General features: G+C 52.5%; 12 protein-coding genes and 1 riboswitch. Of the genes, 2 read left to right on the top strand and 10 right to left on the bottom strand.

All coding sequences use genetic code 11. The features are described 5' to 3' along the window. Positions 1-139: 139 nt before the first annotated feature. Entirely contained in the window at positions 140-2,512 is a 2,373-nt protein-coding gene (locus DD586_RS17715; RefSeq protein ID WP_012886196.1) for a DNA polymerase II, read from the bottom strand. Between the two features lie 177 nt (positions 2,513-2,689). On the opposite strand from DD586_RS17715, the gene DD586_RS17710 reads away from it, so the two are divergent. Next, positions 2,690-3,169: an Hcp family type VI secretion system effector gene (locus DD586_RS17710; RefSeq protein ID WP_012886195.1), complete on the top strand. Its 480-nt coding sequence runs from the start codon at positions 2,690-2,692 to the stop codon at positions 3,167-3,169. Between the two features lie 67 nt (positions 3,170-3,236). On the opposite strand, the gene DD586_RS17705 is transcribed toward DD586_RS17710, so the two are convergent. From DD586_RS17705 to DD586_RS17695, 3 genes are read right to left on the bottom strand one after another with little or no spacing between them, the layout of a single operon-like run. Then, positions 3,237-3,803 (bottom strand): hypothetical protein, encoded by a 567-nt coding sequence (locus tag DD586_RS17705; RefSeq protein ID WP_012886194.1) that lies wholly within the window; start codon positions 3,801-3,803, stop codon positions 3,237-3,239. A gap of 2 nt (positions 3,804-3,805) precedes the next feature. Beyond that, complete coding sequence (locus DD586_RS17700; protein WP_012886193.1) at positions 3,806-4,372, bottom strand: hypothetical protein; 567 nt, start codon at positions 4,370-4,372, stop codon at positions 3,806-3,808. A gap of 6 nt (positions 4,373-4,378) precedes the next feature. Beyond that, positions 4,379-5,230 carry an N-acetylmuramidase domain-containing protein gene (locus DD586_RS17695; RefSeq protein WP_012886192.1) on the bottom strand — a complete coding sequence of 284 codons (852 nt, stop codon included), beginning with the start codon at positions 5,228-5,230 and terminating at the stop codon, positions 4,379-4,381. Between the two features lie 190 nt (positions 5,231-5,420). Here DD586_RS17695 and DD586_RS17690 point away from each other — a divergent pair, with 190 nt between their 5' ends. Continuing rightward, the gene (locus DD586_RS17690; RefSeq protein WP_012886191.1) at positions 5,421-6,188 is read left to right on the top strand and encodes a DedA family protein; all 768 of its coding nucleotides are present in this window, start codon (positions 5,421-5,423) and stop codon (positions 6,186-6,188) included. A 61-nt stretch (positions 6,189-6,249) separates the two neighbouring features. Here DD586_RS17690 and ilvN read toward each other — a convergent pair whose 3' ends face one another. The 6 genes from ilvN to thiB form a co-directional block, all read right to left on the bottom strand. After that, positions 6,250-6,543 carry an acetolactate synthase small subunit gene (gene ilvN, locus DD586_RS17685; protein WP_012886190.1) on the bottom strand — a complete coding sequence of 98 codons (294 nt, stop codon included), beginning with the start codon at positions 6,541-6,543 and terminating at the stop codon, positions 6,250-6,252. Between the two features lie 3 nt (positions 6,544-6,546). After that, a complete protein-coding gene (gene ilvB / locus DD586_RS17680; protein ID WP_012886189.1) occupies positions 6,547-8,211 on the bottom strand; it encodes an acetolactate synthase large subunit in 1,665 nt (554 codons plus the stop codon). A gap of 114 nt (positions 8,212-8,325) precedes the next feature. Continuing rightward, positions 8,326-8,427 (bottom strand): ilvB operon leader peptide IvbL, encoded by a 102-nt coding sequence (locus DD586_RS22060; RefSeq protein ID WP_100224696.1) that lies wholly within the window; start codon positions 8,425-8,427, stop codon positions 8,326-8,328. A 130-nt stretch (positions 8,428-8,557) separates the two neighbouring features. Beyond that, positions 8,558-9,250 carry a thiamine ABC transporter ATP-binding protein ThiQ gene (gene thiQ / locus DD586_RS17675; RefSeq protein WP_012886188.1) on the bottom strand — a complete coding sequence of 231 codons (693 nt, stop codon included), beginning with the start codon at positions 9,248-9,250 and terminating at the stop codon, positions 8,558-8,560. Next, positions 9,234-10,844 (bottom strand): thiamine/thiamine pyrophosphate ABC transporter permease ThiP, encoded by a 1,611-nt coding sequence (thiP, locus tag DD586_RS17670; protein ID WP_012886187.1) that lies wholly within the window; start codon positions 10,842-10,844, stop codon positions 9,234-9,236. Before thiP ends, thiQ begins: the two co-directional genes overlap by 17 nt. Next, entirely contained in the window at positions 10,820-11,803 is a 984-nt protein-coding gene (gene thiB / locus DD586_RS17665) for a thiamine ABC transporter substrate binding subunit (RefSeq protein ID WP_012886186.1), read from the bottom strand. The genes thiP and thiB overlap by 25 nt, the downstream gene beginning before the upstream one ends. Positions 11,804-11,846: 43 nt before the next feature. Next, a riboswitch (TPP riboswitch) is annotated at positions 11,847-12,001 on the bottom strand. Positions 12,002-12,007 lie beyond the last annotated feature (6 nt).

Raw genomic sequence — 12,007 nt, 5'->3', positions numbered from 1 at the left:
TGCGGGTATGGGGGAAGCGCCCCGGATGTAATTGACCGTTGTCTAACTGACAGACGTGGACCCACGCCTGATATTTTTGAAAGGGCGCTATGGTACTGGATGGCGGCCTGTTCGTCACCTGTCAGGCACCATCGGATTGTTAAAATAACCCCATCTGTCCGGTAATCAGTGTAGCAAAATCATCGTGAATGAAAGGCAGAATGGCATCGGCCACCGGTTGCAGCTGTTTTTCCACATAGTGGTTGTAATCCAGCATTGAGTGACGATTCTCCAGCGGTTCGGGGCCATTGACCGTGATGACGTAGCTTATCCAGCCGCCGCTTTGGTATTGTAACGGGCGGTCATGCTGACGGTTGTACTCGTCGGCCATTCTGGCGGCGCGCACTTGCGGCGGTACATTGCGTTGATAGTCGCTCAGTTTATGGCGCAGGCGTTTGCGGTAGACCAGCAGGTCGTCATGCTCGCCTTCCATCGTTTTAGCCACGTATTCCCGCACCCATTCCTGATACGGCTCACGGTGGAAAATACGCTGGTAAAGCTGTTGCTGGAATTGCTGTGCCAGAGGGGTCCAGTCCGAACGTACCGTTTCCAGTCCTTTGAATACCATCTGCTCACCCTGTGGCGTCATGGTCATACCGGCGTAGCGTTTTTTGCTGCCCAGTTCGGCACCACGGATAGTGGGCATCAAAAAACGATGAAAATGGGTTTCGTATTCCATTTCCAGCGCGCTGTTCAGGCCATGCTGCTGGCGCAGGTGCTGTTGCCACCAGTCGTTGATATAAGCAACCAGCTCATGGCCGATGGCGTCCGCTTCGTCCGCGCGATGGGCGCGCTTAAGCCAGACGAAGGTAGAATCCGTATCGCCATAAATCACCTGATAACCTTTGGCTTCAATCAAAGAACGGGTCTGGCGCATGATCTCATGGCCGCGCAGAGTGATCGAAGACGCCAGACGAGGATCAAAAAAACGGCAACCGCTGGACCCCAGTACGCCATAAAATGCATTCATGATGATCTTCAACGCCTGCGACAGCGGTTTATTGTTCTCCTGCTTGGCGAGGTCACGTCCGTGCCACACCTCTTCCACGATAGCGGGCAGGCAGTGCTGGCGGCGGGAAAACCAGGCACCGCGAAACCCCTCGACCGCGTGCTGTTCATCAGGCTGCTGCAAGCCGGTGATAAGCCCGACCGGGTCAATCAGGAAGGTGCGAATAATTGAGGGATAGAGGCTTTTATAGTCCAGTACCAGCACCGAATCGTACAGGCCGGGGCGGGAGTCCATCACGTAGCCGCCGGGGCTGGCTTCCGGCGGGATCTCACCCAGGTTGGGAGCGACAAACCCGGCTCGATGCATACGCGGCAGGTAGAGATGGGTAAATGCTGCCACCGAACCGCCGCTGCGGTCTGCTGCCAGCCCGGTGACGCTCGCCCGCTCCAGTAAAAAGGCGATCAAATGGGTTTTCTCGAAGATGCGCGTCACCAGCTCGCAATCTTTCAGGTTGTAGCGCGCTAGTGCCGGTTTGTCTTGCTGAAAACGCTGCTCGATTTCTTCCAGCCGCTGATAAGGATTGTCGCTGGCTTTCCCTTCGCCAAGCAGCGACTGGGCGACAAATTCCAGACTGAACGAGGCAAAATGCCAGGTGGCGGATTTCAGTGCTTCGATACCATCGACGATCAACCGGCCCGGCGCGCTGGCGAAAAAATGCCCCTGTCGATAGCCATGCTCGCGCCACTCCAGCTCCTGACCGTCGCGTCCGAATCTTAGTGGAATGCGGTAACGCTCGGCGTGCTGTTGCAGCACCCGCAGGTCAAACTGCACCAGATTCCAGCCGATAATCACATCCGGATCGTAGGTGTGCAGCCACTGATTGAGTTTTTCCAGCAGTTGTGGACGGCTGGCGACGTATTCCAGCGTCAGGTCGCCAGCATCATCCCTGTTGCCATTTTCTGGCCCCAGCATAAAGACCTGACGCTGGCCGCACCCTTCCAGACCGATGCAGTAAAGCTCGCCGTGGCGGCTGGTTTCGATATCCAGCGACACAGTTTTGAGTGACGGGCGGTAGTCAGGGGCCGGTTTGAGTTTGACGTTATCGATCAGCCCGTCAGCGGTTTCTTCGCCGCTAAACCAGACTGGCGCGGTGATAAAACGCTCCATCAGAAACCGCTCCGGCGGGCGGATATCCGCTTCGTACACTGGGATGCCCGCTTCCTGTAGCTTCTTCTCCAGCCGTAATAACTGACGATATTGCAGGCAGTAGAGCCCCAGTTGAGGCTCGTGGTGGAAGTTTTTCAGCGCCAGCGGCCGCAGTTGCCAGTGCTTTTCCCCACTGAATAACTGGCTGATACGTGCCTGATGACGCATTGGGACAAACGCTACCGCCTGTTGCGGTGACAACCTGACCCGACAGGGGCCAGTGTCCGTCGCCAGCCAGCATTCGACCTGGACTCCGGCAGGGGTGTCTTGCCAGTGGCGGGTCAGTACAAATCCCTGACGCGGTGGGGAAAGGGTCATGGCGTATTGTCAGCGGGTCAGTGGAGTAATGGCATAAATTATGTATATGCATACAGGTTTTGTCCAGTTGCCGTACCCACACGTTGGAGCGGTCTACTTGTCGGTTAAGCATTAAATTATTATAGTGACCTCGCTACTTTTTCATATCATCCATAATATGGAATTAAAGGGAATTTAATGGCCAATATCATTTATCTGAAAATAGAAGGTAAGAATCAGGGGCTGATTTCTTCTGGGTGTGGATCGTATGATTCAATGGGAAATAAATGGCAACAAGGTCATGAAAATGAAATTTTTGTTCATGAGCTAAATAATTCAGCTGAACGTATTGATAATGTGGCATATCAGCCGGTTGAAATTAGAAAGCCCATTGATAAATCAACGCCATTATTACTCAGCGCATTAAATGAGAATGAATATTTGACCTGCACTTTCATTTTCTATCGAACCTCTGAGAATGGTGGGATGGAGCAATACTTCTCTATCAAACTGTCTGATGCAAAAGTAAAAAATATCAGAATGCACTACCCGAGTTCGATAACACATAACGAGTATCAGCCGGAAGAATTTATCTCTTTTACTTACAAGAATATGTTATGTGAGCATGTTAAGGCGGGAACCAGTGCATACTGCATTTGGGAAAGCCAGCTGTTTTAACTGGCAGTCATGTTGTTAGCCTGTCAGGCACCTAATTTTAATTCAGGTGCCTGATAATTGAATGACGTTAATCGGGTATGGAACTCTGGTTTTCTTCGAGATATTTTTTGATTGCAGTAATGCTCTTTTTTTTACCGTTATTCTGTAGTTCGTCAATAATCGTACTCTTATCTGTTATTGTTTTTTTATCTTTATCAATCTCAATTAAAAAATAATTTTTTGCTCGTCTATCTCTTAACCCAACAGTATAAACAAAACCTATAAATGATTTATCTCTAACATCAATTTTCCCAACTGCATCGAGACTTAAACAGGTTGAGTTTTCAAAATCACCCTGACCAATAGACTGAACAATATTACTGATTTCTTTTTTGTCTATAGACCAACCAATAAAGCATAGCGGATTGTATTTTCTATAATAACCCTCGGCAGGGATTAGTGTGCCTAGATATTTACCGTTTTCAGTAATGTCAAAGGATTGTCCATTATCTATTTTTATCTGGTCTATTCCCAATGGCTGTGTTTTTATCGACAGCTGCAATAATAGATTGCTGCTATCAATCGGCGTTAACATAATTGATGCATGCGCTTGAAGTGACATTGATAATGTTATTATTGCTAATATTTTCTTCATTGTTATTTCTCATCAATTTTCTTTATGTCTCTTCTGAGATCAGCTATGCTCTTTTTTTCTGAATCATTTTGAAATTTTTCAATGAGTTGACTTTTATCTTCTATAGTTCTTTTTTCTCTATTAAGCTCAATGAGAAAGTAGTTTTGAGAATATCTGTCTCTCAACCCTACAGTGTATACAAAGCCAATAAAGGTTCTTCCATTTTCCTCTATTTTTCCTATTGCATCAAGTTTTGAACAGAGGGAAAGTTCAAAATACCCTTGTCCTATTGATGGGATGATTTTTGATATTGTTTTTTTATCAGTTGACCAACCAATAAAACACAGTGGGTTATAATTATTATAAAACCCTCTGGCAGGTATTATTGTTCCGATGTATTCCCCATCATCAATAATATCAAACCGTTGATTGTCTTGAATGCTTATCTCAATAATTCCCTTGTTATTTCCTTCTTTTATTATATCACTTGATAAAGTTCTATCTTCATTTCTTATTAAATTAACAGTTGCATTCGAATGGAAAGAAACCAGTAGTGTCATTAATAATGAAGCTAATGCTATTTTCTTCATATACTATTACCTGTTAGTTAATCTTTGATAATTATTTGCTATTTTAACATCGTAGTGCTTTTCTGCGTAGGAAACACCATTATAAGATCGTGCAAATTTTACCCAGTCTTTATGCCTTAATGCAGAAAGTAGAATAGGGGTATTTTTTACATGATTAATGAAAGCGAACACCTGACCGTCAATACTTCTCATTGCAGAAACGAAACTTTCGATATCATCAAAGCCTGCGGTTCTATAATTCTCCCCCATAATCTGGAATGCACCCCATGAGGCTGACATCCATGCCGCTCGTCGATCCAGTATTATTGCTGTTTCAAGTCGTTCATATTGTTGGCTTTCTAAGCCATAGGATGTATAACGAGAACCCGATATATCCGGATGCGATCGGTCATACCTACCCTGAGTTAGCCGTCGGAAGTAGTGCCGTTCATAGAGTATCTTAGGTTTTCCTGGGCTAAGGAACGCACTATTTAGTGCCGTTTCCGTCATTACCACCGCTTTGATTGCCGCCACTTCGCAGTTTAATTCTCTGGCGGCATTCAGATAGAGTTCTTCGGAAACGCTGTCACCAGAATCGCTGGAAAACGAGGGTTGAGAAGTTGCCGGGCGTCGGATATGAAGATGATTTAATTTTCTCAGTGTGGGGCCATTCGGGGAGACGATACCGTCAGGCGAATGCATCCCGACTATCTGGCGTTGAAAGTGTGTGATGGCGGTTTGTGTTCTGATACCGACAATACCATCAACGCTCAGTGTTCCATTTGAGCGGCTATTCAGTAACTGTTGAACGGTTTTGACATCTTCAACCCTGTTGACTTGCCCTTTGCCAACAGGAAAAGCAATCCTGGCTTCTTCCATCGGTAAATCCATTCACGACTTTAAAGTGTTGCTTTTATAACAACAAAATAGTGCCGCTTCAAGGAAGCGAGGCATCGGTGATGATGAGTACCGTGCCAGAGGCACTTTTACTCCTTCCTGCCATACGCCAGCGGTTTCCTGCTATCATCCCGTTATCTTTGTTTATAAAAAAGCAGAAATGTAGAGACGTATGGAAGCCTGGCTGGAGCATCTGATCACTCAATCGTTGGCGTATTCGCTGACGGCGGTACTGTTGGTGGCGTTTCTGGAGTCACTGGCGTTAGTAGGGTTGCTGTTACCCGGCACAATCATGATGGCGTCACTGGGCACCTTGATCGGCAGCGGTAATATGGGGCTGTATCCCGCCTGGGGGATGGGCATCATTGGTTGTCTGCTGGGGGACTGGATTTCCTATTTCATCGGCTGGCACTTTAACGAGAAACTGCATAACTGGTCGTTCCTGCAAAAGCACCGGGCATACCTGTATCGCACGGAGAAAATGCTGCACCAGCACAGTATGGCGACTATTCTGATTGGTCGGTTTTTTGGCCCGACCCGACCGCTGATCCCGATGGTGGCGGGGATGTTGCAGTTATCGCCCCGGCGTTTTGCACTGCCGAATATCATCGGTTGTCTTACCTGGCCACCGGTGTATCTGCTGCCCGGTATTCTGGCCGGTGTGGCGATTGATATTCCCAAACAGGCGGACAGCGGTAGCTTTAAGTGGCTGTTGCTGGTGACGGCTGTCTTGCTGTGGAGTGCGGGCTGGCTGGTATGGCTGTGGTGGCGTGCTCCTCGTGGGAATACGGCGGAACCAACCGGTTGGCTGACACTGGCGCGCCTGCGATGGCTGGCACCATTGACGGCAGTTATCGCGGTCATCAGTCTGTGGCAGTTGTGGCAGCACCCGTTGATGCCGGTTTACCGACACCTGCTGTGGCAAATTCTCAATGGGTAAGTTTTTAAACCGCTAAATGAGTGGAGGCGATACCAGACAGAGCGGTATCGCCTTCTGAGGGTTAGCGGTAAAACTCCGCTACCTGATCAAAGATTTTCATCTCTTCGCCATGGCGAGTCACCTGTAATACATCTTCGAGCTTTTCTACCTGGCTTACCATTTGCGCTAAGCGGTGATCATCTTTCACCAATAGCCAGATGCGGCTTTGTTCATTGCCGGGTAGCGGCATACACATGATGCCTTCCACGTTGAACGCGCGGCGGGCGAACAGCCCGCACACATGGGACATTACGCCTGGGTGGTTGCGTACTGAGAGTTCCAGTGTGACCTGTGCAGTCGTCGATGAAGTCTGCATAATTTAATCTCCAATCATCTCAATATTGGCGGCACCCGGCGGTACCATCGGGAACACTTTTTCGTTGATATCAATCGCGGCGTGAATCAATGTCGGGCCGGGGCGTTGCAGTGCGTCGCGCAAGGCGGCTTGCGGGTCTTTCGCCGCGTTCAGATCGCAGGTGGCGAAACCGAATCCGGCGGCGATCGCCAGAAAGTTGGTTTGGTAACGGTAGTCTGATGCTACAAAGTTCTGCTTATAGAACAGCTCTTGTTGTTGGTGCACCAACCCCAGTGACTGGTTGTTCATCAGGACGATTTTGACGTTCAGGTTCTCTTCCGCCGCGGTAGCCATTTCCTGAATGTTCATCATCAGGCTGCCGTCACCGGAAAAGCAGACCACGGTGCGTTGTGGTTCTGCCAGCGCCGCGCCGATAGCTGCCGGTACGCCAAAGCCCATGGTGCCGAAACCGCCGGAGGTGAGCCATTGGCGTGAACGTCGCAGTGGATACGCCTGCGCGACCCACATCTGGTGCTGACCTACGTCCGTGGTAATGATGGCCTGGTCGTCCAGTTGCGCCGCCACCGCGCGGATCAACCCATAATGGCTGAGCGGGTCGTCGGCATTTGGCATATTGAACGGAAAATCACGTTGCAGGGCACGCACCTGTTCGAGCCACTCGGTACGGGGCTGGTGTTCGACCAATGGCAGTAACTGCTCCAGCGCTTGCGCGACATCGGCGTGAAGTGCGACATGCGGCTGGCGGATCTTACCGAGTTCAGCGGGATCGATATCGATGTGGATAACACGGGCATCCGGGCAGAATTCTTCCGCTTTACCGATAGCGCGATCGTCAAAACGGGCGCCCAGTACGATCAACAGATCAGACTGTTGCAGGATCATGTTGGTATAGCGGGCGGCATGCATACCCAGCATACCCAGTGACAGCGGGTGATCCACTGGCATTGCGCCCAGCGCCATCAGCGTCATGGTGGTGGGTAACCCAGCGCGTTCAGCCAGTTCGATGGCGTGTTGATGCGCATCTGCACTAATGATCCCACCACCCAGATACAGGATCGGGCGTTTGGCCTGATTGATCATCGCCGCCGCCGCGTTCAGAGCATGGGTATCGACAGCCGGAGCCGGGGACAGCGTGGCTGGTGCAGGCAGCTCTGCCAGTTCGATGGTCGCGGTTTGCACGTCTTTAGGGATGTCCACCCAGACCGGGCCAGGACGGCCGGATTGTGCCAGCCGAAAGGCGTCATTAATCACCTGCGGCAGTTCGCTGATATCGCGCACCAGATAGTTGTGCTTGGTCACCGGGATCGAGATGCCATAGGTGTCGACTTCCTGAAACGCGTCGGTACCGATCATGCTGGAAGGCACCTGACCGGTGATGCACACCAGTGGAATAGAATCGAGCTTGGCATCGGCGATGGCCGTCAGCAGGTTGGTGGCACCGGGCCCGCTGGAAGCCATACATACCGCGGCTTTACCGCTGGCGCGAGCCATCCCCTGAGCGATGAATCCGGCACCCTGTTCATGGCGGGCGAGTACATGGCGAATGATGTGGCTTTTTCCCAACGCATCGTACAACGGCAGCGCCGCGCCGCCCGGAATACCGCTTACTGTGGTGATGCCTTGCTGCTCCAGCAGACGGATAATCAGCTCAGCTCCTGTATAACGCATAGTCATATCCTTTATCAGAGCCGGTGTCAGGAGGAGCGGGGAGGGTGGACATAAAGAAACCCCGCTCGGCTTGCGCCGGCGGGGTTTGGGAATCTAGGTTTGATTCGGAACCCGTTACGGCGCGCTGCCGACCACGACCACCACGCGCACGACGACGACCGCGTCAAGCAGCGCGGCGTTGTTTAGTAGTGCGAAAGTAGAGGTGGTGTGTTTCACGGGTAACCTTAATGTTCGTTTTGGTTAATTTGCGCTCCCATATAACCATGAGCGCGGAAAAATAGACAAGGCTTCAACACAGCAAAACCACAGAAATGTGCTTAATGTCACATTTTAAATGGGGTGTTTGTCATCCCAGCCCCAGTATTTTCGCGGCCTGTGCATGCTGCGCCAGTTCGCTGGTCGGGCCATCGTGATAGATTCGGCCGTCTACCACCAGTATGCTGCGTGGCGCAATGCGTATGGCGTCTTCCAACTGGTGTGACACCATTAATAGCGTCAGGTGCCGTTCGCGGCAAATTTCATCCACCAGTGACAGCATTTCCTGACGCAGCGCCGGGTCGAGTGCGGAAAACGGTTCATCCAGCAGCAGGATTGGTTGCTGGCGAATCAGGCAACGCGCCAGTGCCGCCCGCTGGCGTTGCCCGCCAGACACCTGCGACGGCAGGCGTTCCAGCAGTGGCGAAAGCCCCATGCGGCCCGCGATATCACGTAGTGTTTGCTGCTGATCCGTACTTAATTTCAGGCCGGGATGCAGGCCAAGGGCGATATTCTGCGCCAGCGTCAGATGGGGGAACAGGTTGTTTTCCTGAAACAGGATCGACACCGGGCGTTTCGCCGGGGGCGTGGCAGCATGATCCTGCCCGTTAAGCTGTAACTGGCCGCTATCGGCTGACAGAAAGCCCGCTATCAGGCTCAGCAGGGTACTTTTCCCCGCGCCACTCGGGCCCAGAATGGCAAGGCGCTCGCCGGGTTGCACCTGTAAATCGAAGCGCATCGGCAAGTGTTGGTAGAGGTAGGTCAACTTATGAAGCGCTATCATGTAAGCCTGCCAGTTTCTCAATCAGGGTAAACAGCGTAAAGCACAGTACTAACAGTAGCAGCGCCGTTACCGCACCATCAGCGCTGCGATAAGCGCCAATCTGTTGATAAAGGTAAAACGGCAGGGTGCGAAACTGCTCGTTGCCAAATAGCGCGATGATGCCGAAATCACCCACCGATAATACACAAGCAAAGGCCAGCGCCTGTGCAATAGGCGCGCGTAGCGCCTTCAGTTCCACCACCCTGAGTCGATTCCAGCCACGAATATCCAGTGACTGACACAACAAGCTGTAACGTGCGGCGGCGTCCGTCATCGGGTTTTCCAGCACTTTCATCGCATAAGGAATGGCCAGCAGCGCATTGGTTAGCACCACCAGCCCGTAAGGGGAGGACGGTAGCCCGATAGTTCGATTGAATAGCAGGAAAAACCCCGACGCCAGCACAATGCCCGGCATCGCTAGAATCAGCATACCGCTCAGGTCGAGCCACTGGGCGGCTAACCGTTGCTGACGCAGTTTCAGTTCACGGCTGCTCCACAATAACATCAGGGTTAACGCTACGCTGAGCGCACCTGCCGCCAGCGCGACACGCAGTGAAGTCCAGAGCGTTTGCCATAGTGCAGGCTGGCGCAATACGTCCGGCAGCGAGCGATTTAGCCCATCAGCGAAGACGGCCAGTAGCGGTGGCAACAACAATAACAGCGCCGCTGTAATCAGTAGTGTATCGGTGACCCGGCTAAACAGGCTGTCCTGTGGGTCTCGCCAGCGCTGGCGGTTGCTGACGCCTACTGCCAATAACCGGCTTAGCCGTTGGCTGAGTAACACCAGCCCCAGACAACAGACCATCTGCAACAGCGCCAGCAGCGCGGCTCTGGCAGGGTCATAGTCAAAGTTTAACGCCTGATAAATAGCCAGTTCGATAGTCGTCGCCTGCGGACCACCGCCCAGCGCCAGCACGGTAGCAAAGCTGGCAAAGCACAGCATGAAAATCAGTGCCCCGGCGGGTAAGAGCTGGCGGCGTAGCCACGGCCACTCCACCAATCGGAAGAAGTACCAGCCGCGCAGGCCCAGTTGGGCTGCCAACTGGCGTTGTTCGGTCGCAATGCCTTCCAGCGCCTGCAAGAACAGCCGGGTTGCCAGCGGCAGATTAAAAAAGACATGAGCCAGCAGGATGCCCTGCAAGCCGTAAGGCGAAAACCGGTACTCGATGCCCACCTGCATCAGCAAACGTGCCAGCCAGCCTTCCCGGCCATAGACGCTGAGTATACCGAATACCGCCACCAGCACCGGCAGTACTAGCGTCATCGCGCACAACCGCAGCAGCAAACGGCGACCGGGAAAACGGCGGCGATACAACGCCCGCGCCAGAAATAGCGCGGGCAAGGTGGAAAGCAGTGCGGACAATGACGCTTGCCAAAAGCTGAAGCGAATGACATGCCACAGGTAGCTGTCATTCCACAGCGACAGCCAGGGGGCCGGGGGGGCGTCCAGCCACAGTGCGCCGAACGCCAGTGCCGCGGTAGCGATCAACAGAACCGTGGCCAGCAGCCCTGGCCACAGCCAGTCTGCGATCAGCGGCTGACGGCGCGCTGCCATGCCTGAACCCAATTCGCGCGCTGTTCCACGACCTGCTGCGGGGTAAACTCCAGCGCACTGGCTGGCAGCGTCAGGGTGTTGTAGCCCTCAGGCAGCTCGGTTTTGATCACCGGGTACATCCAGTTGGTGGTCGGAATGAGCTGTTGCACGGTGGGGCTTATCATAAATTGCAGGAAGCGTGCCGCCAGTTGCGGGTTTTTACTGCCAGCCAGTGAGGCGGCGACTTCGACCTGCATATAGTGGCCTTCGCTGAAATTGGCGGCGGCATAGCTGTCTTTTTTCTCAGCGATGAGATGGTAGGCCGGTGAGGTGGTGTAGCTCAGTACCAAATCGGCTTCACCTTTCAGGAACAGGCCGTAGGCTTCACTCCAGCCTTTGGTCACGGTAACGGTTTTCGCCGCCAGTTTCTGCCAGGCTTGTGGTGCTTTGTCGCCATACACTTTTTGCATCCACAACAGTAATCCCAGCCCCGGAGTGCTGGTCCGCGGATCTTCGTAGATCACTTTCCACGGCTGGTCGCTTTCCACCAGTTCATGCAGGCTTTTGGGCGGGTTTTTCAGTTTGTCTTTGTTATAGACGAAGGCGAAATAACCGTAGTCGAACGGCAGGAAGGTCGCGTTGTGCCAGCCACCGGGCACTGTCAGCGTGCTGGTGTTCACGCCATGCGGGGCGAACAGGCCGGTCTGTGCTGCGGCTTGTACCAGATTGTTATCCAACCCCAGTACCACATCCGCCGATGTATTGTTACCTTCCATTCGCAGGCGGTTGAGCAGGGCGACGCCATCTTCCAGCGCCACGAATTTCAGCTCACAGTCGCACTCTTTTTCAAACGCGGTTTTGACCGCCGGGCCGGGGCCCCACTCCGAGGCGAACGAGTCGTAGGTGTAGACCGTCAGGATGGGTTTGGCAAACACAGGGGCGGACAGCAATAACAGGCAGGACAATAATTTCTTTAACACTTTGCGCTCCAAATTGTTGAAGGCGGCAAAGGTCTTTGAGCAAGCAGAATGCAGTCTCAAATCCCTTCGCCGGTATTAACCGGATCAGGTTCGACGGGTATTTTCTCAGCGGCGCAAACGTACATGGTTGTTCGTGCATGACCCTTCGTACATGACGACTGGTACATGAATGTTGGGGCCGCACCCCGTTGAGAACGACACCAT

Source organism: Dickeya parazeae Ech586, from assembly GCF_000025065.1.
Classification (GTDB): domain Bacteria; phylum Pseudomonadota; class Gammaproteobacteria; order Enterobacterales; family Enterobacteriaceae; genus Dickeya; species Dickeya zeae.
Note: the sequence above shows the minus strand (reverse complement) of the source record. Positions and strands in the feature narration are given on the sequence as shown.

Coding starts and splice junctions, on each gene's coding strand:
- ilvN (WP_012886190.1), bottom strand. CDS start 6,543: ATGCAGACTTCATCGACGACTGCACAGGTCACACTGGAACTCTCAGTA.
- thiP (WP_012886187.1), bottom strand. CDS start 10,844: ATGGCAGCGCGCCGTCAGCCGCTGATCGCAGACTGGCTGTGGCCAGGG.
- DD586_RS17715 (WP_012886196.1), bottom strand. CDS start 2,512: ATGACCCTTTCCCCACCGCGTCAGGGATTTGTACTGACCCGCCACTGG.
- DD586_RS17705 (WP_012886194.1), bottom strand. CDS start 3,803: ATGAAGAAAATATTAGCAATAATAACATTATCAATGTCACTTCAAGCG.
- DD586_RS17710 (WP_012886195.1), top strand. CDS start 2,690: ATGGCCAATATCATTTATCTGAAAATAGAAGGTAAGAATCAGGGGCTG.
- thiQ (WP_012886188.1), bottom strand. CDS start 9,250: ATGATAGCGCTTCATAAGTTGACCTACCTCTACCAACACTTGCCGATG.
- DD586_RS17690 (WP_012886191.1), top strand. CDS start 5,421: ATGGAAGCCTGGCTGGAGCATCTGATCACTCAATCGTTGGCGTATTCG.
- DD586_RS17700 (WP_012886193.1), bottom strand. CDS start 4,372: ATGAAGAAAATAGCATTAGCTTCATTATTAATGACACTACTGGTTTCT.
- ilvB (WP_012886189.1), bottom strand. CDS start 8,211: ATGCGTTATACAGGAGCTGAGCTGATTATCCGTCTGCTGGAGCAGCAA.
- DD586_RS17695 (WP_012886192.1), bottom strand. CDS start 5,230: ATGGAAGAAGCCAGGATTGCTTTTCCTGTTGGCAAAGGGCAAGTCAAC.